We start from the raw sequence: 21,438 nt of genomic DNA on the forward strand, positions 1-21,438 counted from the left end.
CAACTTCGATGAGAGCAGCGGATCATAGGCCAGTCAATCCATCCCCTTGCTATTGTTAAGAGAAAGCCCCCTGTGCTCATTTGATACGGCCGCATATCTATGTTTGTTATTTAGTTGCGCAGCGGCTTTCCTTTTACAAGCATATGCTGCATCCGCTCCTGCGATTTTCTTTCTCCTACTAAACTTAAAAACGCTTCTCTCTCTAAATCTAATAAATATTGTTCATCTACCTCCGTACCGTACGGCACTTTTCCTCCAGCAATGACATAGGCAAGCTTTTTGGCAATCTTTACATCATGCTCTGTAGCATAACCGGAAAGGTGCATGGATTGAGCAGCTAAAAGCAATGCTGCGTATCCAGACTCGCCTACGACCGGAATCTTTTTGCGCACAGGCGGCTGATAACCGCTGTCGTATAGAGAAATTACAGCCTGTTTGGCATCATAAAGCAAATGGTCACCATTCATCGTAATTCCGTCTTGTCGATTTAAAAAATTCAGCTCGCGAGCTTCCAACGCCGATGTAGATACTTTGGCCGTCGCAATCGTTTCAAACACGTTATTCGCCACTTTTTGCAAATCAAAGTCCACGCCATTCGGCAGGCTGTTTAAATATTTAATATATAGTTCCTTGTTTCCACCGCCGCCAGGAATCAACCCAACACCAACTTCAACTAATCCCATATACGTTTCTCCTGCCGCTTGAATGCGTGCGGCCGGCAAGCAAATTTCCGTACCGCCGCCAAGCGTCATCGCAAAAGGAGCAGCAACCACTGGCTTTGGACTATATTTAATATTCATCATCGCCTGCTGGAACTGTCTCACAACGAGCTCAATTTCAAAATAATTATCATCTTGGGCCTCCATTAAAATCAGAGCCAGATTGGCACCAACACAGAAGTTTTTCCCTTGGTTTCCAATGACAAGGCCTTTATAGTTGCGATCGACTTCCTCTAGCGAGTCGTTGATCATTTGGACAATATCAAGGCCGATCGCATTATTTGGTGAATGAAACTCTAATAGCGCCACATCATCCCCTAAATCAATCAAGCTGGCACCGCTATTTTTTTTGATAACCCTGTTTTCTTCTTTTAACCGTTTAAGATGAATGACTTTTGGATTCTCTGAAACAGGCTTGTATTCTCCCTTGTCATAAACTAAAACTTTTCCGTTTTCTCGCTTATAAAAGGATGTATGCCCCGCAGCAAGCATTTGAGCAACCCAATCAGGAACGTTCTTTCCTTCTTCTTGCATTTTGCGAACAGACGCTTCCACACCGATCGCATCCCATGTTTCAAACGGGCCAAACTCCCATCCAAATCCCCATTTCATTGCCCGGTCAATGGCGACAATATCATCGGCAATTTCCCCTAGCAGTTGTGCCGAATAAAGAAGGACCGGGCTTAAAATATTCCAAAGCAATTCTCCAGCACGGTCATCGCTATATACAAGCGCTTTCAATTTATTGCTTAATCCTTTAGCCTGCTTGCTCATCTCGACCGCTGGTGTTTTTAGTTTTTTGCTTGGTTCATATTCCAGGGTTTCATAGTTTAATTCTAAAATGTCCTTTCCTTTTTTGAGGAAAAATCCTTGTCCTGCTTTGCTGCCAAGCCATCCTTTTTCCAGCATTGCTTTCATAAAATCAGGAGTGCGAAAAACCTCTTTTTCCTCTCCGTCCACTTTTTCAAATACATTGTTCGCTACATGAATAAATGTATCTAAACCAACGACATCCAGCGTGCGAAACGTAGCGCTTTTCGGACGTCCGATTAACGGCCCTGTAACAGAGTCAACCTCGCCAACGCTATAGCCTCCTTTGATCATTTCTCGCACTGTTACTAGCAGCCCATACGTTCCAATGCGATTAGCAATAAAATTAGGCGTATCTTTAGCAATGACGACTCCTTTCCCAAGCACTTCCTCGCCAAATTCCTTCATAAAGGCAACAATCTCTGGATCAGTGGCTTTCGTCGGAATGATTTCCAGAAGTTTTAAATAGCGGGGCGGATTAAAAAAGTGAGTCCCTAAAAAATGCTTTTTAAAATCTTCCGAACGTCCTTCAGACATGGCTTCCACTGAAATACCAGACGTATTGGAACTTACAATGCTCCCTTCTCTTCTGACTGCGTCGATTTTAGCAAACAGCTGTTTTTTTATGTCTAAATTCTCCACCACTACTTCAATAATCCAATCAGCCTCCGCCAGACGGTGTAAGTCATCTTCAAAATTTCCGGTCTCGATGAGCGCCAGCTTTTCTTTCGTCATCAGCGGCGCCGGTTTTTGCTTCAATAGCTTTTGCAGAGCCTGATTCGCCAAGCGGTTACGAACAGCTGTATGTTCAAATGTAAGACCTCTTGCTTCCTCCTCCTTTGTTCGTTCACGCGGCACGATATCAAGAAGCAAGGTTGGAATGCCGACGTTCGCTAAATGTGCGGCAATGCCGGAGCCCATTACTCCAGAACCTAATACCGCGGCCCGTTTAATCCGTTTGACCATGGCAACTTCCCCCTCCGATATATTGAATGAATAATCATTCATTTTTTCTCAAAAAAAATATTGGCTGACTATTATTCTTATAATTTAAATATAAAGTATCTTTTAAATTTTCGCAATATATATGCTTAACAATTTTTGTCTAGAGTATAAATTATTTTTTTCAGCCAAGCTAAAAACGGAGGTGATAGGGATGGCAAAAATGCAGAAGAACCCGTCTAAAGCAGCCGTCAGCGCCGCAAGTGTAAAGGGAAACGCAGGACCAAATGTCGAGATGGATGGAAGCGGGAAAAAAACAAGTCAAAATCAGCAATATAAAAAAGCAAACATGCAAGGAGAGTAACGATACTTGCTATAGCTGGGCAATACATGCAACAATGATCCATACAACTTGATCCTTCAACATTCACTTCCACTTGAGAAGTCGATGGTTGAGCGATCGAACATCCCCCTTTCGGACAACCGGATTTGTCTGAAAACGGCCTGTTGATTGGGCTGGCGGTCGCGCTTTGGCGTAACGGCCGCAAGTTACCGACTTGCCTTTCGACCGTAAGTTTTATTGACACCATTCATTTATTCAGTAGATATAGCGTAAGGACCATAAACGAATCGATGGGATCTAGCACCACGAGTGAACGATATAAAGGGGCTGCCTTCTAATAATAGGCAGCCCCTTTTGGATCGAGCAGAAAAATAAAAGCGGAATCAAACGAAGAAACAAAATCGCGAATTTTTTTCTTCATTCACTGTTAAAAGCTTAACCACATGAGATAGGTACGGCCCTTCCCAAATAACGAACGTTATCATTCTGTTCAAGGGAAGGGGCAGAAAAGCTTGTGTTTACCCAGATCATGTGTGATTTTTATAAAACAATAAACCATGGATATTTGTGCCTTTACTATTTACGCAATATTCCTTTGATAACAAATGCTACATTCGCTGGGCGTTCAGCAAGACGGCGCATAAAATAGCCGTACCAGTCCGTTCCATACGGTACATAGACACGCATGGTGTATCCTTCGCGAACAAGCTGTTCTTGTCGTTCTGGGCGAATTCCGTACAACATTTGAAACTCAAATTGATCATTTGGAATGTTATATTCCTTTACTAGCTGCTTCGTATATTCAATAATCGCATCATCATGAGTCGCTACCGCCGTATAGTTTCCATTCAGCAGATGCATTTTAATAATTTTTTTGAAATTATCATCAACATCTTTTTTCTCAGGAAACGCTACTTCCTGCGATTCCTTGTACGCTCCTTTAACAAGGCGCAAATTCGGATGGTAATCTTTTAAATCTTCAATATCGGATTCCGTACGATATAAATACGCTTGCAATACCGTACCCACATTATCATATTCTTTTTTCAATTGCTTAAAAATATCCAATGTTTTTTGGCAACGTGAATAGTCCTCCATATCAATGGTAACAAATACGCCGTTTTCTTTTGCCGCATCTAGAATCCGGCGCATATTTTGCATCACAAGCTCATCAGAAATGTCTAGTCCCATTGATGTCATTTTTAAGGATAGCTGGGAGTTCAACTTCTCTCTTCCAATTGCGCGAATGGCTTCAATAGAATTGTCAGCCATTTCATTCGCTTCTTTTGCGTTATCAACAAACTCTCCTAAATAATCGATCGTCACTGCAAGCCCTTTTTTATTTAAATCTTTAATCACTTCTACAGCACGTTCAATCGTTTCTCCAGCTACAAAGCGAGAAGCCCCGAAGCGCAACCCGTATTTTTTCGCCAATTTTGTCAATGTTTTATTTTTTGATAAAAACAAAAAAAAGTCACGCATCAATTGCTCCATCTTACTACCTCCTTATTTCCGTAAACGCCTTCATGTACTATCTACGATGATTTTAGCATGTTTTTTTATAATTGAATATCTTTTTTCGACAAAATTCGCCTTTATGTATATTATTCCACAAACCGGATAATCTACAACCGAGTCATTGATACCATATTTATAAAAGGAGTGGAACCTTATGCAACAGCAACCCATCCAACAGCAGGCTGCTATGCCTCAGCCGCCGCAAATGATTTCATCAAAAGATGCCATGTATTTCACAGATATGATGTCTTGGAACTTGCTCGCTATGAAAAAAGCGCACTTTTTTGCATCGCAGTGCCAAGATCCAGAAGTCGCAGCTGCTATCGAAAGAGCTGGACAAATGCATCAACGTCATTATGAGCAAATTTTACAACACTTGAAACAGCAACCAAATCCATCCATTACATCATCTTTTCAATAAGGAGGGAAAATAAATGAACCAAGCATCTATTCAAAATCCAGAAACACAAGTGGCTAAAACACCACAAATGAACGACCGCGACTTTTTAAATGATTTATTAGCCACTGAAAAGTATATGACCTCTTCCTATACTACATTTTTACACGAAGCAAGCCACCAACAATTATATCAGGATATGCTTCATATTTTTACTGAAACGCAAAATTGCCAGCGTGAACTGTATAATCTTATGTTTAAAAAAGGATGGTATAAGCTTGAAGCGGCAGATCAGCAAAAGCTGCAACAATCTTATCAGCAATTCCAAGGATATACGAATCAATTTCCATATCAACCAAATGTTCAATAAATGTTTCCCCCGTATAAAACGTACGGGGGAAACACTCATTAATACCAATATCCTCCATAAGGATATGGACCATACGGAGGAAACGGGCCATATGGTCTTGGGTATCCATAAAAAAGCGGTGGAATTAACGCGCTCCCGACTAATCCTCCTAACAGTCCTCCTAAAAATGGGCCACCGAAAAACCATCTCGTTTCATAAGGGTTTGCCCGAATCATTACGGTTCTCCTCTCATCAGTCCATATTAGCGCTTGATTCACCCTTTCCTATTTTTAATAGTAATAAGGGTATCCGAAAAATGGAGATCCGCCATAAAACGGAGGAACCAATGCGCTGCCTAATAATCCTCCTAAAAAACCTCCAAAAAAGGGACCGCCACCGAAAAATGGACGTGGACCAAAAAATCCCCATGGACGAACTCCCCATCCCCAAGGACGTCCCCAAACTCTCGTGTCTTGACCAATAAAATCATTCATGTTGATTTTCCTCCTCATCTTTCATAAATTCCCACACTTCATACATATGTCAGGCAAGTGCGGAGAGCGTGGGCGAATGTCCCATTTTGAGCAAATAAAAACTTCCGCTTAGAGTATAGGGAGCTATCTATATAAACGATGAATGATTTCAGCATTCAATCCATTTGCGAATGATATAGAATCATCCAATAAGCAGAATCCCATGTTGGCAACGCTCGAAAGCAAGTGCGTGACTTGTCTCCAACCGCCGCTTACTTGAGGACAAATATTGATATATCAAGCTGTTAATCTATCTAAATACCCGCCAGTTTGTCAATCTAAATCTCTATGCATCATAACACACATGGTAAAAAGTTACGTTTTATCCACGTCATAATAGGCAACCCTCTGCTTTGGCTTAAGCAACGATTCCACGAATCATGATGGAAAGCATCTTTTTGAACGCTTCAGCATCATCTACGGTATCTCCATGAAGCACAGCTTTGTATGCTTCTGCTCCTTTTGCCACATTCACGTATCCTATCTCCGTGTGAACAAACTAACACAGACCATTTTTTTCTTCCGCATGAAAAGGTCATTCTCAGCAAAAACGATCTCCCCCTGAAGCTCACCTTGATCTGATTAACATTGGACAATAAACAAGTTTTTCCTTTATACTAATAGATAAATGATAACTATTCTCAACTAAGGAAGAAAGGATGCTTTACGTTGCGAGATGTTCACAATACGGCTCTTTTAGCCATTTTATTTTTTGTTTTTATCCCTATCATTGTTTCATACAAACAATCATTAAACTTAGAAAAGGATATCCTTTGGTCCTCGTTAAGAGGATTCGTTCAACTCCTGCTGCTCGGGTATTTTATTTCCTATATTTTCTCCTTTAAACACTGGTATGTCATCATAGGTTATGTATCGGCTATGATTATTGCTGCTTCGCTGAATGTTTCTAAAAGAGGGATAGAATATAGACGCACATTTGCTTTTGTATTGTTGGGAATCTCTGCATCTGTCGGCTTTTCTATTTGCTTATGGCTTATAGTTGGCGTCATTCCTTTCCAAGCTCAATACATCATCCCGGTCGGCGGAATGTTTTCGGGAACAGCCATGGTGGCTGCTAGCGTAGTTCTAGAAACGATGAAAAAATCAGAAAATACAGATGAGAAGGAAATGAAACGGAACGCTATAAAAATCGCCATGATCCCGACGGTTGACACGTTAAAAACAATGGGGCTTGTTCAAATTCCCGGCACAATGACAGGGATGATTTTAGCCGGGGCTGAACCAATCGCTGCAGTCAAATATCAAATTTTTATCGTCTTTACCCTTATGGTTGTCGCTGCTATCGCCTCCATCATCGTTTGCACATGCAACTACCGTGTATTTTTCTATCATTCTCATCCGGCGCGGCAAGAAGCAAGCGCAGGAAAATAAGGTTTGTAGAAGCTGACGGCTTTACTCTCCATCGTCGTTCCTATATCCTTGATGCTTTCTAGCAGCTCTTCTATTTTCCATTAAAGAGCTGCCGCATCAACTGTCTGTATTGCTCTCCTGCCCCATCAGCGGCCGAAAGTAGGGACATCGCCCTTATGGCACAAAACAGCGGACCATGACTCGGTTTTACAAGATGATATGGCCGGCGTTCAATAAAATCAGCAGGGCCCCCCTGCTGGTGTTAGTTCTGTCTATGATTATGATTGGAGTAAGTCACTCCACGATTTTTCTGGTGTCTTTAATGTGATCTCACTGAAAAATGTATGGAGACGCTGCTTCCATGTATGGCATTTCGCACATCGTTCTTGTCCGGCACGGGCAATCGCTTCAGCCTCGTCAGGGTGATCTAAATAGTAACGAATTTTTCCAATTAAATCCTCTTTATTTTTATATCCGACAATTTCTTTATCATATTCAAAAAACTGACGCATTTCATCGAAATACTCTGTAAATAACAACCTTCCCGTAGCCACCGCTTCAAAGACACCAACTTTCACATTCGTATACCCTGCACCTGTTTTTGGAAAATTGACGACCATTTTCGCCGAATGCATCGCTTGAAACCATTCCTCGCCATATACAGGACCTTCCGATTTCAAAGGCCATCCTCTTCCAAAAATTTTTGCTTGAAAAATATCTTGAAGCGATTGGGCAATTTCTAATCGATTGGGCCGATAATGGCCAATGATTGAAACATCTGATTGGTACTTGGCAACAGGCTCTCGTGGAATAAAAAAGCGCGAGTCGATCCCAAACGGCATATAAAAAGTATTCGTTATCCCTGCTTTCTTATATTGCTTATAGGATAAAACTGAATTCGTTGTGTGGTAATCAAATTTTCCAACGAACTGCCTGACAGTCGGATACACATCCGGATCGCTTAATGTTATTCCAATGACCGTGCAATATTTTTTGACTTCTTCTAGAACCTCCGGCTGAAATGTCAATCCTCCGGCACAAAACAGAATGATATCTGGCTGAAAGCGAGCCATCTCTTCCTTAATAGCTGGCCATTTCACATACACAGGTCCATGGCCGCCAAAACGACGATAAGGATTATAAATGAGATGGGGTCTTAGCTTTAAATTGATCTCATGCACTTGATAGCCATTTTCAAGCAACCCCATTTGAATGCTGCGGACAATTCCTGTTTCTCCCTCTGTATACCTGCCAATAAATACGATTTTTAACGGGCTGCTGTCCATCCTTACATCCCCCCAAGCATTTTCATAAGAACGGTTTGATTGATCCGTTCTCTTTCTTGCAAAGCGGTAACGTTATCTTGAATCAACCGGCGATGATTTTGAGGGTTGGTCAGACAGTCCTCGATGATCATGCGGAGAGAGGATATATCGATCTTTTCAATAGGAAAGCAATATGGCTTTAAATCGAGTTCTTGATAAAGACCGCTTACTTTGTCATCATAGGATAACCCGATGCTTGGCACTCCTTCGCTCAAAGCAAAAATACTGGCATGAAGCCGCATCGCAATCATTAAATCCAGCTCTCTACACATCGATTTATATTCCTCCGGAGAACAATCATATGGCAAAATCAGTGAATCTCCTTTAAGACGTTTAGCAAGCTGGCGCGCTTTTTCTAATTCTGATGGTAGTTTGTTAAAAGACATAATCACAAAAGTAACCAAATATTTCTCAGACAGCTGATTGAGTACAGAAATAAGCTGATGCTCCGCCTTCTTTGCGCTTTTGCGGTCATATGACCAATTGCGCAAATTCAATCCAATATATTTATGCAACGACGTTTTTTTGTTCAGCGAGAAGTTGGTTTGAGCAGCAGCAGGTAATGTGATCACTGGGTCGGCAGACAGTTGTTGCTTGGAGATACCTAACGAGGTTAATAGCTGCGCTGAAGCAGCATCTCTTACTGTAATGCTGTCGACCATTTCGCCGATCCACTTCATAGCCCGCTTCGATTCCTCGCTCGCTAGCGGACCGATCCCAACAGCATATAGCATGGTTTTGACATTTAGCATTTTCGCTAAAATAATGGGAGCTGAGTAATAATTTAATGCTCCTTTTTGATCGATGAATAAATTTTCTGGTGCAAAAGTGTTATAATCTTGAAACAATCCTCCGCCCCCGACAATCAATAGTGCACTTTCTTTTAAAACTTGGGTAATCCGCTTAAAATCTAAGCCGAAAATATAATCAATTTTTTCATCTCCATAATACGCTTTTATGTTTTTGGACCAAGCAATCACTACAATTTCTATTCGATGATCGACTTGTTTAAGCGTCCGGATGATAGAATGAAGAATAGCGTCGTCTCCGGCATTTCCAGCTCCATAAAAGCCATGGATTAATACTTTCATATAACATCACCCTTTTCTTTTTGTAAGTACAAGTAAATGGTTCGACATCCATAAGCTCTTCTTGTTTATTCTTTCCGCCTACTAAAACGGATAGCGATAAAAGCAGAAGGCTAAGCAACCCATTGGATTTTGCAACACACACATAGTGCATGATCATTGTTTCTGTTTCATATTTTCATAGAAACAAACTTCTTTGTTCGTTCCATTAATAAAAATAGATGGTCAACGTTTATGATTATATTTATATTGCTCTTTCCTATTTTCGGAACGGCAGAAAACCTAGAATATCCTTGGAGCATATCGCTCTGCGCATTTTCATACTTTCGCAACAAGACTGAAAACCTCTATATAAGTGATCAAAGATTTCGACATTGGATCCATTTGTGAATGATCGGGATTGAACGAGAAGATGAAATAGATGGCCTATTCAAAAGCAGCCTTTGATTTTTTCGCCTTGCCTTCGTCATACCAATGTGCATGACAGATCACCAAACAACGAACCGCCTTCCAGACAAATGTATTGATCCGGAAGCGGTGTTGTTCGGTCATCCAACAGTCGTTTATTCAAAGAGGTCAATATGTTAACATGTCAAATTGCCTCTCTATATAAATGATATGGTGCCAGTTTCAAATATGAGAAATGATGTCGAAAGCGTCAATCTGTTTGATGATAGAATACATCTTTCGTCGTTATATTATCTCTTGAAATGTGTAAATTCTTTAATAATCGCTTCGATTTGCTCACCGCGGTGATCCCAAGTGTGCTGTAAAGCATAGCGGATGCGGTCAGACGCATCTCCTGCATGATGGATATAGTGAAGTACCTTGGAAACAAACTCATCATGAGAATGTCCGATCTCTACATAGGGATACATCTGTCTGCATTCGGGGAGATTGGTTGAAACGACGGGCTTTCCAGCCGCTAAATATTCATATGCCTTTACAGGATTAACAGCGGCTGTAAGTTTATTCTTTTGGAAAGGGATGATACAAACATGAAAAAAAGGAAGATAGTTCGCAAGCTGCTCATGCGCTTTATGCCCTAGAAAATGCATGTTCGATTTCCCATATGAACAATAATTCAAACCAAATTCGGTTCCAATGACGACCAAATCAATTTTCTCCCGCAGCAGTCGCCGCACAAGCTCTTCGTCAATCCACGGTGCCCATGCCCCCACATAACCTACTAGCGGTCTATTATTTTTTGGTAAATCACGTGGAAGGATGGACGAGGCATGTTCTAGATGAAGTGATAAATCGGGATCGTAGCCATTTCGTACAATCTCAATACGCTTGAAGGGATAGTCCTTTCGCAGCCGCTCAAACAGAGGCTGTGACGTGCAAATAATGGCATTTGATCGCTTTACCATTTCCGGCTCGTAACGCTGCCATCTTTCCATTTCATCTACGCAATCATAGATCACCCAATCCGGTTTCATTTTTTTTATATAAGGTGTTAATTTCGGCCACGTACACCATAGGCCAATTACATTTCCTTCCGTCTGTTTCAGTCTTGGATACTCTTCTCTCACCCATTTGCTAAAATGATGAACAACATATAATCTTGGCATCATTTCTTCTACAGGCTTCTTTTGCGTTGATTGATTGCAATAAAAAACGGTATATCCTCTTTTAGCCAGCTGCTTGGCCAATTGTTGCGGCCGTTGCCTCATCCATGACCAATCAATCGTCGGGGGAAAAATAATCATGTTCATCATGATCCCTCCATCACCATTTTTCCTCTATATACAATTTTAAAGATGGATTTATAGCAGATTGGAAAGAAGCGACTTGATTTTTTCGACAGTTGGAGACAAGACGGTGACTTGCTTCCATCACGATGGAAGATCGAACAATGAAGTGTCTTTCAGACCTGGGAACGACATTGTTCGACCACTCAACTGCCGAAAGCTAACAATCGCTTCAGCGAAGAAGCGAAAATGTCGATATGTCAAGTTGCCTCTCTATACATACTATGAAATACAGCGGAAAAGGTACGAGAAAAAATGGTTTCGCTAGCAAACGATAAGCTACAACATCCCTTGAAGATGAAACTCTCTTCGCGTCCGTGTGACGAAAGGTGGAACAACACCGACGGCTGACCAATCCCTTTGTCAGCAAACGATGTTGTTTAGTCGCCCGACTAGTGAAATGGCTTATCACCTGCTCACTTTGGAATAAAGTTGATGTATCCAATTGCCTCTAGATAAAAATAAATACTAGTGAATAGCCAACATTCACAAACCATTTTCTGTTATTCTTTCTCCACACTGAAACACTTTCCGTTGGTGTCGATTTTTCGCTCCGAATCTATATAGTTAATTGCATCAAATCTGCGATTCCTAGTGAAATCGCTTATCCAAGAGAATCCGTTGATACATATACTATCAAAGTATCAAACATCAATGAATGAAAGGATGGTTACATTGGCAACTAATCCTCAAACAGAAAAATTAAAAAAACAGCTAGTTGCTCTCACACAACGATTAACGCCGACAGACTCCGCTAACTGCGGGATCGATTTCTCCTTTATGATTGACCTGCTAGGTATCGATCTTGATTTTTCTATCCATCTCCCATGTCCTAATCCTCCAACTCCTGGCGGGCTCGAGCAATATCTTTATAAGGAAATTGTCGTTACAACTCCAAGTGAAGTGATTAGCGGCACACTGATTGCGATTCAGGAGGATTATATCGTAATGGTAGAGTTTGATGGTTCATTAGTTTTGATTCCGCTGGACAAAATTGAAGAAGTTAATGAAATTTAAAGGAGGGAACCGTTTCTATGTTTAGTCCCACATTTAGAGAAGAACTTGCAAAGCGTGTTGGTCAATTGGTAGAGCTTGAAACGAATGATTTATTTGTATCCGGGATTTTAGGAGGCTTAAAAGATAACTCGATTGTAGTGGTAGAATTTACTGGATACAGCAATGTCACACATTTTATTTTAATTGCTGACATTAACTTTATCCGCTTCCCGATCGCTTCTTAATCAAGATATTTGATGAATTCGCTCCATTTGGAGTAATTTTTTTTCGTAATGCTTGCATGATGCCTACGAACATTATATATAGTAAAATTTTCATAATGAAGACGTCCCTTTTTTAATAAATCATTTAACACTAGTACATCCTCGTACAGGCGGCCATCCTGAAAATCTTTTACAGGGAAGCCGCCATTTTCTTTTAAAGCCGACGTTCTATAGATACGCGGTCCCAGCGGAAAAGGATATTCTATTAAATCCTGCTGATTGTAAACAGGCTTCCCTTTTCGAATTCCTTTAAATATAACATCCCCATTGTTTTGTTGCTTCCAAAATCTCAAATTCCCATAAAGAACAGAAACTTCCTCGGAAAGATGGGCCAAATGCTGTTTTAAAACAGCCATTGCATCAGGATCCAGCCAATCATCGGCATCCAGCTCCAACACAAAATCCGACTTGATTTGCGGCAATAATTGATTGAAAGCACGCGCTTTCCCGCTATTTATTTGCTGGAAGCTTTCGAGAGGGATTACCCCGTTCCACTTTTGGATTTTTTCATAGGAGCGATCCCTTGAGCCATCGTCAATCACCAATATTTGATCAGGTTGTACCGTTTGATAAAAACAAGAGGCAAGAGCGATGTCAATATATTGTTCCATATTGTAATTCGCCAACATAATGGAAATTGAAGGGGATTCTGTGAGATTTATAGGACGGCTAAAGTATTTCTGGATCATCTCTTGTTTATAAAAGCTAGTATGATTCGCAACGCTTCTTGTTTGCTTGACCGCCCCCTCCGAAATCATGATCGTATTGACTGCGTTTAAACGACTGAACCAGCAAGGCAATACCGCTTCCTTGAACGGGACTTGGCGCTCCAATAAAGAAGAGGATTGCTGCAAAAGACGCGTTTTTACTAAAAAAGGGCGCTGTATCGTTAAATCGCGGACACGATACGAATCGACCATCATCATATTGTCTTTCTCTAATTGCAATAATACGTGTTGAATTTTTTCTGTTAAATAATCATGATCGTACAGAAATAATGTATATTCGCACCCGCTTGCTCTAACAAGCTGTTGGATGGTTCTCCCTAAATTTCCCATGATGATCTTTTGGTATGTGACCGGTTGCGGCAAGGCGGGAATATGAAGCGAAGGAACTAAATCCCCTTTATTTATTATGGTAATATGTTTGACCCGCGAGTGAAGAAGCTGTAAAGAAATAAGCGCCTTCGATAATGAAATCGGCGATGTATAATCTAAAAGCAACACATGAATATCTTCCGCCACTATCATCCCTCCAATGTTCTTTCTTTATCACATAAATAGACAAGCTCCAGCGCTCTGAATAGGGAAACTGTTATTCATATATATGTAGAGACGGTGCATTCCGCTCTGCAAAATCATTCAATATGATCATATCTGCCTTTCCACCTATCCAAAAATAGTCCCTTCATCTATGATGAGTGAATGGCCGCTTTTCCTCCTTCCGACGGTGATGGAGTTTTTGTCATAAACATCTATACAGATTCAGCTTAATAGTAAAAAAGACGGAAGGGATGAAAGATCTTCAACTGTCGCTTCATCACATGAATGGACGGCATCATACTTTCCATACTCATCTATCAAATCAAAATCTACAATCTACAGCTGCGGATACGTGACAAAGATTGAAACAACGCCGCTTTCAGACCTATTCACCATTCTGTAAAGCGGCGTTGTCCGGTCGTCCACCATTGGAATTATCCGCACCTGTTTCCGTTATTCTTTCCGTCCGACGAAGCTTTTTCATTGATGACGATTTTTTTCACACCCCCCACCGAGAAGTCTCCTCCTCTACACGAAGGAACGGGAGGAGAGGTTCATTCCGGTCCATATAGGTTAAAGTAAAAAAACAGCTAGGCTTTGTTAGAAGGCCTGCCAGTAAAAACATAAAAAAATAGTCCCTATCCATAATGGAACAGGGAACAAAACAGATGATAAAAGGGAGAAGCTATAAGGACGAGCGCTGCTTTAGCCATTCATCCCAAAATTCCGGCATTCCTCCTTGTAACGCAAACGATACGTGTCCTCCTTCCACTTGTTGATATGTTTTATCATGGCTTGAAGCTTTTTCGATGATCGGATAAGATAATTCAGCTGGAATTAAGCGATCTCCATTTGTGCACACAACCAACAAATTGGCCGTGATATTTTCCAATTGAACAGACTTTCCCTTTATTCGAAGGAGGCCATTGATTATTTTATTTTGAGCAATCAAATCCATTAAATCAAGAAAAGCGGCACTCGAAAAAGGAATATGATCGTTCGTCCAATCGTTGAAAAGCTTCCATTTCCTCACATAGGCTTCATCATGGGCGCGCTGCAAAAGAGAGAAATAGTGGCTAAAGTAAAGAGGAACTGTGCATAATCGAACTCCTGCCTTAATGAATTCCCTTGGTACGATGCCGATCTCGCGAAAAAATGAAGCAGGCTGAATCGTTCCGCTTCGAAGCGCCTCCACCCATTTATTCATAATGGGGAGATTTTTCATATCCACCGGTGTAGCAATGAAAATTAAATTTCGAATCGGTTCCTCCGCAATGGCAGCATAAATCGCGGCCATTGTCCCTCCTAAGCAGTAGCCGATTAATGAAATTTCAGCGGCTCCCGAATGCCTGATTGCCCGTTTCACTGCCTGCTGAAGATATGAAACAATATAGTTTTCTAGCGTGATATCTTTGTCCTCATAAGCAGGAGCTCCCCAATCTAGCAAATAAACGTCATATCCTCTCGATCCAAATCCCTCAATTAAGCTTGTGCCCGGGGCCAAGTCCAAAATGGAGGCGCGATTCACGAGCGAATAGACATGAAACACCGGAATATCATACTTTTTATCTGGAGAAGGATAATACCATAGCACAGCTTTGTTTTTTTTCCAAATCGAAATTCGTTTTGTTTCATTTGCACGCTCCGCATCTGATCGTACCGTCCATATATTGCGCCAGCGGCTGATTTCTTTGCGGACATGCCCTACTAATTCATTCTGCTCCATTTTTCATGTCTTTCCCTTCATTCAAAGAGTGAACAACCTTCGCCAGCATTTCTCGAATATCCCCTAATTCTGCTTCTATTTTGTTGATTTTCTCATTAAGTATGGTTTGTTGCCGTACATCAGATAGCGGCCAAAGCTGCTCTTCAAGGGCATCAATTTTTTCTTGTGTATCCACGACAAGTTGGGCAATATTCGCCATATCGCTTTTTAAAGGAAGATTCAATACATTGGATAGCAATTCCTGATGGGCTTTTATTTTCCCTACTTGCCGAGAAATAAGCGGCTCTAAGACAGCGAATAACCGAACCCATGCTTCATGATTCAACAATTGCTGAATAGATGCATTTCCCTTGTTTTCAAGCTGAAAGCTTTTTGTTTTTAATTGTTTATATATGGCATCTAAATTGCGAGCTTTGAAAAGATTTTTATTGATTTGAACCTCTATGTTATATGGTCGCACTCATTCCACCGTCCACTACAAGAATATGGCCTGTCACGTAATCCGATGCTTTAGATGCAAGATAGATCGCAGCTCCCTTTAAATCCTCTGCATTCCCCAATCTCCCCGATGGTGTTTTTGCTAAAAGATCATCACGGACATGCTGTAATGCAGACGTTAGTTTTGTAGGAAAAAAACCTGGGGCAATCGCATTGACCTGTACATGAAAAGGAGCTAGCTTGGCCGCTAAATCTTTTGTCAGCGCAATCACGGCACCTTTACTTGTCGAATAGGGCCATGCATCCATCAATGTTGCTTGCTGTCCGTACATGCCGGCTATGGAAGCAATATTGATAATTTTCCCTGACTGCTGCTCAGCCATCATTTTTCCAGCCGCTTGCGAAAATAAAAACATCCCTTTGACATTAACCTCCATCACTTTCTCCCATTTGTCTTCAGGAACATCGAAAAAGGGAGCCATCCATGATGTTCCGCTATTGTTGACAAGAATATCAAGCGCTCCAAACCTTTCCTTTGTTTGCTGTAAAACCCGCTTGATATCATCCGCTTGAGTCACGTCACAGGCAAGAGCCATGGATGGTGCTCCTAATTGTCGAATTTCTTCGCATGCTTCCTCGCACTTTTTCAGCTTGCGTGAACAAATCACTACATTCGCTCCTGCTTCTGCCAGCCCAATAGCAATTTGCTTTCCTAACCCGGTACCTCCGCCTGTAACAATGGCTGTTTTATTTGTTAAATCAAATAATCGATGCATCATTGCTTCTCCCTTCTCTACTGCTTTTTTCGCAAAAGAAAGCCATGCTCTCGTTCATTCCTCGCTTCGCTCAGAATGATCTTACATGGCTTTCTTTACATTGCACAATCGATTACGATACAAATGCAACTGAAAGATGGAATAACGGATCTCTGAAACATGAACGGCCGAAGGCAAGTTCACTAACCTTCCCCTGTCGCTCATTCACGTGACAAAGATCCGAACTGTACCGCTTTCAGCCGCATTGATGGTTTTGTGAAGCGATTCGTTGTTCGGCCATCTCACCATTGAAAAACAATCTGAACTCCATATCCAATATAAATTACGAAGAAGGTTGAGCTACATCTATATAGATATAGCCCTTAATGAAGAGATGCTAAATTAAGGAGTACAAATATCTAAAGTTGGGAACAAGGCGCAGAGCACTGCTTCAATGACACTTAGTAAAATATTCAATATCTCTGTTAGATCAACTTCTGGAAGATCTAAATCAAAAGAAAAACTAATCGTACCAAGCGGAGTGGTAAGCGAAATGCTCAATCCAAAGTCTGGATCAATTACTTGTTGTGCGCTTACTTGCTGTGTGCTAGCTTGAGCTGTTGATGGAGCCGCTGTGCTCGCTGTATTATTAGTCGTAAGCTTCCCATTTCCCAATGACTTGACAGCCTCGTTAATTCGGTTAATGAGCTCAGCTGCTTGCGCAGAATTTCCTAGCCCGCCAAGGTTAAGCTTCATAATTTATTTTCCCCCTATTATTAGATTTCTCTATACTGTACTCATTTTGATTGAAAATGCTGTAGGTAAAGAGAATAGATTTCAAAAAATATGCTATTTCAACATAGATTTAGGAACATATGTCTAAATCTGGGTCTATTGCACAAATGATCGCTGTCACAACATTTAAAATCGTATTCAACAAGTCTTCAATCGGTAAATCCAAACCAATTGAAAACGAGATGGTTCCTAGAGGTGTTGTTAAAGTAATCGTTAAACCGAGATCTTCTCCAACCTGCTGCGCACTTACGTCCTGCTGAGCTGTCGGATTCAAATTCAAAGAAATATTTTGACTGTCTGGCAAAGCCGCTAATAAATTTTTAAACTGTCTTAACAATTGAACCTGTGTATCTGTGAAGCTCCCTAAATTCGCTAAAACGAGTTTTTTCGCCATTCTGCTTTTCCTCCTTTCAAGCAAGTTATTATATTCTATTTTTTCCCATCATCATTGTTGTGTGCGATTGTAATGGCTCTTGTATCAACTATTAACTATTTTTTCAGCTCACAGTCGAAACAAATATCCATACTCAATCGAGTACAGGACAAATTCCGACAATCCGTATAGAGATGATGCGGCGATCCAATAATAGCCGCTCCAAAGAAAGATCGCTCATTCGATGATGGGAGGAAAATCGGCGAATGGCTCGTGTCACGTCAAAACGTGACCAAAAGCTGAACAACATGATAGACTCCTTGCTTATTCAGGATGAAAATCAAATGTCAACACACCCTATTGGATTGATAGAGTGAAATCATCTGTACTGGATGGCAACGCTAAAAGCCACATCTATCAAAAATGACTCTTCAACGGCTTGTCTGTTGTAACATATTTACTTTATTGATATGGGCTATCCTCGACATCAGGAATAAAAAAAGCGCAAAGCCCCCTTCCAGTGTGAGTCGACGCGACTCGAGCCGATGGTGTTTGAAGCTAGACAGCGCCTTACTTCTTTAATAAGGGAGAGAAATTCTAATATGAAAAAAAGCTCCATTTTCCTGTTTTATATTCTTCAGGAAAAGGAGCCCTACTAACAAAACCTTTATGTTTATTCTTTTTTTCGTCTTCTTCCGCATCCACAGCCTCTTCTCTTTTTTTTGTTTTCTTTCTCTTTCTTTTCAGCCGGTTCTGCAGACTTCTTATGCTTTTCTCGTGCCATCCTTTCTCCCCCTTCTACAAATAAATTTAACTTGAAATTTCAGCTCTTCGCTGTTCAAAAAATCAGTTCGTCTATTCCCAAAGAAGGCTTGGAGGGAGCACTCATGTCCAGCCGGACGGCCCAATAAATGGTTTGAAAAGCCGAAATACCAAGCTATTTCTATATAATCTTATGTTCACTCTTTGATAATGGTTAACAAAATCAACTATTCTACTAATTTTTCTACAATGGCTTCGATCACTCCAGCCATTCCCGCAATCGCCAGGATCATGATCACCGGTTCAAAAACGGCCGGAAAAAACCACCCTCCCAAAAATAATCCTGCCGCACACCAAATTCCTGTGCACCAGTAACAGCTTAAAAGCTCTCCTAGAAAGGCACGAATCCCTTTTCCTTTAATGACCACATATGTTTCTGTCACATTTTCATCATTTGTTTCTACAACTTCCTCTAAAAAAGGTTTTCTAATAAAACTCGTTATTTGATCGTATACTAACAATCTAGTCAGCCGAAAAACAGCAAACGAAAAAACGAACAGTTCTATATATGAAATACTGTTCAGCATCCCTTTCCCCTCACTTTCCTTATCATCATATGCAGGGAGGAATCAATTATGTTCAGCCAACTGCGAACTTGGGAATGGATCAATCCTCTCTATAGAATGGGCGTTCGAAGCCAAATCTGTGGACTTTCTTTCTCACGCCAATATGAACCTGCAAAGCCATCGGCTCTTGGACATCGGACAATCGACAGTCAATCCAAGCTCTGAAAAGATGCAAATGTGAACATCTAAAACCTCATCTCCCCTGAAATTATCGATACATCAACATGCCAAGTTCCATCTATATCTCCTGTCCATAAACAACAAAAACAGCCATCAAAGAATAGTCCTATTTTTATAAGAATAAAGCAGCAATAACCGATCTTCACACGGCCGAATCCTAAATGGCCGACCCCAGTGAAGCAAAATAGAAAAAATGGGCACAGGCATTTGTATGTTTATCCAATCAAAAATCGGCACATTTGCATTATATGTATACAGGAAAGGAGGATATTTACCACGTTTCTATTCCATTTTGCCGCATTCCAATTGAAAAAACAGTTCATCTCAAAAGAAAAAACGGCCCTGAGGACCGACACTGTGACACATTGAAAGGAGGAGAATCCATTTGTCTGATAACAAAAAAAACCTGGAGCAAATCTCATCAAGCTTAGCCAAACTGTTTATTTTAGATGCATTTAATAAGCACAACGTAAGCAGCGAGCACAGACGGCAGCTTTCAGATGACGAAAAGCAGCAGCTGAAAGCACTAGTAGGAAATTTACAAAACCAAGTAAACGAATTTCTCGAAAAGCAAAACCAACCAAAAATCGCGAAAACCACTAAAACTCCTGAAGCCCCAAAAAATACCACGCTAAGAGATATGTTAAAAAACAGAAAAAAATCGTGACAAGTACGCAATAAATGGGTCAATCCCCTAGGGCAAGTATCATATACAAAAAAATCCTTTCCGCATTTAATAGTATTAAAAGAAAAAGGAGGAAAATAACTATGGAAGCCAGACCATATTCGTGGCAGGCTCACGGTTCCGCATGTCATCCCATTGAAAAACGGTTTGAGCCGAATAATTACTATAACAACAGATTTAACGTCTGTGATGATAGCGACAACAATTCTACAGCGATGCAAAATGCGGTTCAGAGAGCTGACACAGAGCAATTATCGTCAGAAACCATTATCGTTAAGGACTCTTGCGACATCGAAATCTCTTCTACAGAAACACAAGTAGCTGTCGCTCTACAAGTTGTTCTTCAAGTAGCGATCGCATTAGTCATTAACTTAACAATCGCTGACAGCATCCGTGCTGAGGCAGTCACGCAGGAATTGCTACAAAAAGCAACGATTACTCAAGCAAACAAACAAAAATTGATCATCGAAAATTCTAAAAACGTCGTTGTTACTACTACAGATACTGATGTTGCTATCTCCCTCCAAGTGTTGATTCAAATTCTCGTCGCGCTTGTTGTACAAATCGACATTCTCTAAATCTGTCAAGGCGAGGGTATTCGCCCTCGCCTTTGTACCTTTCCTCTCCCAGCACGATTGCTTTTGTATCATCGATTATGAATCCGTGTTTTATCATTTGGCTCTTGAGATTTTCTTTTCATCTGTCATTTCAAATCCAACATTCTTAGGCAAATCTATAACATAAAAAGCAAATCTTTTCCATGATAAACACATTTCTTTCTTGAATATTTTCCCTAATTTTTAGACAAATGCCCACACACTATAAAATGAACGCACATACTCTGTTAGGGACAGAAGGTCAATAAAACCAGTTATAAGGAGTTGAATTAAATGGGCCACGATAAGCATCATAAAGATTATAATTGCGTATGCAGAGCGGTTGAAGAAATTTTTGATGCGCAAGAAGCCATTGAAGAACAGTGCCCGACTAGCTGCTTCAGCAACTTGTTAAACCCTGCTATTTCTCCAGGAAGAGATACCGTTCCTTTTATCCTCTATACAAAAAAAGGAGATCCTTTCACTATTTTCGGAAATGTGGGCGGCTTTACTGGCGATATGGCATGCTTTAAAACGATTTTCTTCCGTGTTGAAAATATTAAAGACTGCTGCGCAACGTTATCTTTATTAAGACCGGTTGATGGAGATGGCGAAACCATTAGTGTCTGCGATCCTTGCGATCCAGATTTCTTCGGTCTCGAAAAAACGAATTATTGCATCGAAGTCGACTTGCAGAACTTCACTGCTATTCAATGCTTACCTCCTGATTTAGTAGGCCGTGCGAGAGATACAAAAAAACACCATCACCACGGTTAAGAAAGGAAAATGGCTGCTGGTTCTACCAGCATTT

Annotated in this window: 24 protein-coding genes; 9 read left to right on the forward strand and 15 right to left on the reverse strand. The window is 40.8% G+C overall.

The genetic code is table 11. The annotated features are described in order from the left end of the window. Positions 1-110: 110 nt before the first annotated feature. Positions 111-2,495, reverse strand: a complete 2,385-nt coding sequence (locus B6A27_RS17115; RefSeq protein ID WP_080862756.1) for a 3-hydroxyacyl-CoA dehydrogenase/enoyl-CoA hydratase family protein — start codon at positions 2,493-2,495, stop codon at positions 111-113. A 190-nt stretch (positions 2,496-2,685) separates the two neighbouring features. Here B6A27_RS17115 and B6A27_RS17120 point away from each other — a divergent pair, with 190 nt between their 5' ends. Continuing rightward, entirely contained in the window at positions 2,686-2,835 is a 150-nt protein-coding gene (locus tag B6A27_RS17120) for a YuzL family protein (RefSeq protein ID WP_080862757.1), read from the forward strand. Between the two features lie 555 nt (positions 2,836-3,390). On the opposite strand, the gene B6A27_RS17125 is transcribed toward B6A27_RS17120, so the two are convergent. Next, positions 3,391-4,308: a proline dehydrogenase family protein gene (locus B6A27_RS17125; protein WP_044742765.1), complete on the reverse strand. Its 918-nt coding sequence runs from the start codon at positions 4,306-4,308 to the stop codon at positions 3,391-3,393. Positions 4,309-4,486: 178 nt separating this feature from the next. Here B6A27_RS17125 and B6A27_RS17130 point away from each other — a divergent pair, with 178 nt between their 5' ends. Beyond that, positions 4,487-4,753, forward strand: coding sequence for a hypothetical protein (locus B6A27_RS17130; RefSeq protein WP_066148797.1), 267 nt, complete (start codon positions 4,487-4,489; stop codon positions 4,751-4,753). Between the two features lie 13 nt (positions 4,754-4,766). Next, entirely contained in the window at positions 4,767-5,099 is a 333-nt protein-coding gene (locus B6A27_RS17135; RefSeq protein ID WP_044742767.1) for a spore coat protein, read from the forward strand. 38 nt (positions 5,100-5,137) lie between these two features. On the opposite strand, the gene B6A27_RS18890 is transcribed toward B6A27_RS17135, so the two are convergent. Together B6A27_RS18890 and B6A27_RS17140 are read right to left on the reverse strand one after the other, a co-directional pair. After that, positions 5,138-5,314, reverse strand: coding sequence for a hypothetical protein (locus B6A27_RS18890; RefSeq protein WP_172798659.1), 177 nt, complete (start codon positions 5,312-5,314; stop codon positions 5,138-5,140). 54 nt (positions 5,315-5,368) lie between these two features. Further along, a complete protein-coding gene (locus B6A27_RS17140) occupies positions 5,369-5,572 on the reverse strand; it encodes a hypothetical protein (RefSeq protein WP_066148795.1) in 204 nt (67 codons plus the stop codon). 708 nt (positions 5,573-6,280) lie between these two features. Here B6A27_RS17140 and B6A27_RS17145 point away from each other — a divergent pair. Further along, positions 6,281-7,003, forward strand: coding sequence for an ABC transporter permease (locus tag B6A27_RS17145; RefSeq protein ID WP_080862758.1), 723 nt, complete (start codon positions 6,281-6,283; stop codon positions 7,001-7,003). A 257-nt stretch (positions 7,004-7,260) separates the two neighbouring features. On the opposite strand, the gene B6A27_RS17150 is transcribed toward B6A27_RS17145, so the two are convergent. The 3 genes from B6A27_RS17150 to B6A27_RS17160 all read right to left on the reverse strand — a co-directional run bounded on the left by B6A27_RS17150 (position 7,261) and on the right by B6A27_RS17160 (position 11,113). Next, positions 7,261-8,268 (reverse strand): CgeB family protein, encoded by a 1,008-nt coding sequence (locus tag B6A27_RS17150; protein WP_080862759.1) that lies wholly within the window; start codon positions 8,266-8,268, stop codon positions 7,261-7,263. A 2-nt stretch (positions 8,269-8,270) separates the two neighbouring features. Continuing rightward, positions 8,271-9,398, reverse strand: a complete 1,128-nt coding sequence (locus B6A27_RS17155) for a polysaccharide pyruvyl transferase family protein (protein ID WP_080862760.1) — start codon at positions 9,396-9,398, stop codon at positions 8,271-8,273. 695 nt (positions 9,399-10,093) lie between these two features. Then, positions 10,094-11,113: a glycosyltransferase family protein gene (locus tag B6A27_RS17160; RefSeq protein WP_161491056.1), complete on the reverse strand. Its 1,020-nt coding sequence runs from the start codon at positions 11,111-11,113 to the stop codon at positions 10,094-10,096. A gap of 711 nt (positions 11,114-11,824) precedes the next feature. Between B6A27_RS17160 and B6A27_RS17165 the strand changes: the two genes are divergently transcribed. Beyond that, positions 11,825-12,166 carry a DUF2642 domain-containing protein gene (locus B6A27_RS17165; RefSeq protein ID WP_080862762.1) on the forward strand — a complete coding sequence of 114 codons (342 nt, stop codon included), beginning with the start codon at positions 11,825-11,827 and terminating at the stop codon, positions 12,164-12,166. A 17-nt stretch (positions 12,167-12,183) separates the two neighbouring features. After that, complete coding sequence (locus B6A27_RS17170) at positions 12,184-12,390, forward strand: hypothetical protein (protein ID WP_044742773.1); 207 nt, start codon at positions 12,184-12,186, stop codon at positions 12,388-12,390. Here B6A27_RS17170 and B6A27_RS17175 read toward each other — a convergent pair. The 8 genes from B6A27_RS17175 to B6A27_RS17205 all read right to left on the reverse strand — a co-directional run bounded on the left by B6A27_RS17175 (position 12,387) and on the right by B6A27_RS17205 (position 19,127). Next, complete coding sequence (locus B6A27_RS17175) at positions 12,387-13,673, reverse strand: glycosyltransferase family 2 protein (protein ID WP_161491057.1); 1,287 nt, start codon at positions 13,671-13,673, stop codon at positions 12,387-12,389. The genes B6A27_RS17170 and B6A27_RS17175 overlap by 4 nt on opposite strands. 703 nt (positions 13,674-14,376) lie before the next feature. Beyond that, positions 14,377-15,417, reverse strand: coding sequence for an alpha/beta fold hydrolase (locus B6A27_RS17180; protein WP_080862764.1), 1,041 nt, complete (start codon positions 15,415-15,417; stop codon positions 14,377-14,379). After that, positions 15,404-15,877, reverse strand: a complete 474-nt coding sequence (locus B6A27_RS17185) for a hypothetical protein (RefSeq protein WP_044742775.1) — start codon at positions 15,875-15,877, stop codon at positions 15,404-15,406. Before B6A27_RS17185 ends, B6A27_RS17180 begins: the two co-directional genes overlap by 14 nt. Continuing rightward, positions 15,864-16,631 carry a glucose 1-dehydrogenase gene (locus B6A27_RS17190; protein WP_080862765.1) on the reverse strand — a complete coding sequence of 256 codons (768 nt, stop codon included), beginning with the start codon at positions 16,629-16,631 and terminating at the stop codon, positions 15,864-15,866. The genes B6A27_RS17185 and B6A27_RS17190 overlap by 14 nt, the downstream gene beginning before the upstream one ends. Before the next feature lie 381 nt (positions 16,632-17,012). Next, complete coding sequence (locus B6A27_RS17195) at positions 17,013-17,366, reverse strand: hypothetical protein (protein WP_044742777.1); 354 nt, start codon at positions 17,364-17,366, stop codon at positions 17,013-17,015. A gap of 109 nt (positions 17,367-17,475) precedes the next feature. Further along, on the reverse strand, positions 17,476-17,799 hold the full coding sequence (locus tag B6A27_RS17200; protein ID WP_044742778.1) for a hypothetical protein: 324 nt from the start codon (positions 17,797-17,799) through the stop codon (positions 17,476-17,478). 133 nt (positions 17,800-17,932) lie between these two features. Continuing rightward, positions 17,933-18,088, reverse strand: coding sequence for a hypothetical protein (locus B6A27_RS18745; RefSeq protein WP_156450528.1), 156 nt, complete (start codon positions 18,086-18,088; stop codon positions 17,933-17,935). Positions 18,089-18,767: 679 nt separating this feature from the next. Next, a complete protein-coding gene (locus B6A27_RS17205; protein WP_080862766.1) occupies positions 18,768-19,127 on the reverse strand; it encodes a DUF1360 domain-containing protein in 360 nt (119 codons plus the stop codon). Positions 19,128-19,731: 604 nt separating this feature from the next. Between B6A27_RS17205 and B6A27_RS17210 the strand changes: the two genes are divergently transcribed. The 3 genes from B6A27_RS17210 (at position 19,732) to B6A27_RS17220 (ending at position 21,404) form a co-directional block, all read left to right on the forward strand. Next, the gene (locus B6A27_RS17210; protein ID WP_080862767.1) at positions 19,732-20,013 is read left to right on the forward strand and encodes a hypothetical protein; all 282 of its coding nucleotides are present in this window, start codon (positions 19,732-19,734) and stop codon (positions 20,011-20,013) included. Positions 20,014-20,114: 101 nt separating this feature from the next. Further along, entirely contained in the window at positions 20,115-20,609 is a 495-nt protein-coding gene (locus B6A27_RS17215) for a spore coat protein (RefSeq protein WP_080862768.1), read from the forward strand. A 312-nt stretch (positions 20,610-20,921) separates the two neighbouring features. Beyond that, positions 20,922-21,404: a CotY/CotZ family spore coat protein gene (locus B6A27_RS17220; RefSeq protein WP_044742782.1), complete on the forward strand. Its 483-nt coding sequence runs from the start codon at positions 20,922-20,924 to the stop codon at positions 21,402-21,404. Positions 21,405-21,438 lie beyond the last annotated feature (34 nt).

Origin of the sequence: Anoxybacillus sp. UARK-01, assembly GCF_002075365.1 — a bacterium.
Taxonomy (GTDB): Bacteria; Bacillota; Bacilli; order Bacillales; family Anoxybacillaceae; genus Anoxybacteroides; species Anoxybacteroides rupiense.

Excerpts from the sequence above, each read along its gene's own strand:
- B6A27_RS17180 (WP_080862764.1), bottom strand. The coding sequence starts at position 15,417 with ATGGAGCAGAATGAATTAGTAGGGCATGTCCGCAAAGAAATCAGCCGC.
- B6A27_RS17130 (WP_066148797.1), top strand. The coding sequence starts at position 4,487 with ATGCAACAGCAACCCATCCAACAGCAGGCTGCTATGCCTCAGCCGCCG.
- B6A27_RS17190 (WP_080862765.1), bottom strand. The coding sequence starts at position 16,631 with ATGCATCGATTATTTGATTTAACAAATAAAACAGCCATTGTTACAGGC.
- B6A27_RS17170 (WP_044742773.1), top strand. The coding sequence starts at position 12,184 with ATGTTTAGTCCCACATTTAGAGAAGAACTTGCAAAGCGTGTTGGTCAA.
- B6A27_RS17160 (WP_161491056.1), bottom strand. The coding sequence starts at position 11,113 with ATGAACATGATTATTTTTCCCCCGACGATTGATTGGTCATGGATGAGG.
- B6A27_RS17205 (WP_080862766.1), bottom strand. The coding sequence starts at position 19,127 with ATGCTGAACAGTATTTCATATATAGAACTGTTCGTTTTTTCGTTTGCT.
- B6A27_RS18745 (WP_156450528.1), bottom strand. The coding sequence starts at position 18,088 with ATGTTGTTCAGCTTTTGGTCACGTTTTGACGTGACACGAGCCATTCGC.
- B6A27_RS17195 (WP_044742777.1), bottom strand. The coding sequence starts at position 17,366 with ATGAAGCTTAACCTTGGCGGGCTAGGAAATTCTGCGCAAGCAGCTGAG.
- B6A27_RS17125 (WP_044742765.1), bottom strand. The coding sequence starts at position 4,308 with ATGGAGCAATTGATGCGTGACTTTTTTTTGTTTTTATCAAAAAATAAA.
- B6A27_RS17135 (WP_044742767.1), top strand. The coding sequence starts at position 4,767 with ATGAACCAAGCATCTATTCAAAATCCAGAAACACAAGTGGCTAAAACA.
- B6A27_RS17155 (WP_080862760.1), bottom strand. The coding sequence starts at position 9,398 with ATGAAAGTATTAATCCATGGCTTTTATGGAGCTGGAAATGCCGGAGAC.
- B6A27_RS17220 (WP_044742782.1), top strand. The coding sequence starts at position 20,922 with ATGGGCCACGATAAGCATCATAAAGATTATAATTGCGTATGCAGAGCG.
- B6A27_RS18890 (WP_172798659.1), bottom strand. The coding sequence starts at position 5,314 with ATGATTCGGGCAAACCCTTATGAAACGAGATGGTTTTTCGGTGGCCCA.
- B6A27_RS17115 (WP_080862756.1), bottom strand. The coding sequence starts at position 2,495 with ATGGTCAAACGGATTAAACGGGCCGCGGTATTAGGTTCTGGAGTAATG.
- B6A27_RS17140 (WP_066148795.1), bottom strand. The coding sequence starts at position 5,572 with ATGAATGATTTTATTGGTCAAGACACGAGAGTTTGGGGACGTCCTTGG.
- B6A27_RS17120 (WP_080862757.1), top strand. The coding sequence starts at position 2,686 with ATGGCAAAAATGCAGAAGAACCCGTCTAAAGCAGCCGTCAGCGCCGCA.
- B6A27_RS17215 (WP_080862768.1), top strand. The coding sequence starts at position 20,115 with ATGGAAGCCAGACCATATTCGTGGCAGGCTCACGGTTCCGCATGTCAT.
- B6A27_RS17150 (WP_080862759.1), bottom strand. The coding sequence starts at position 8,268 with ATGGACAGCAGCCCGTTAAAAATCGTATTTATTGGCAGGTATACAGAG.
- B6A27_RS17200 (WP_044742778.1), bottom strand. The coding sequence starts at position 17,799 with ATGGCGAAAAAACTCGTTTTAGCGAATTTAGGGAGCTTCACAGATACA.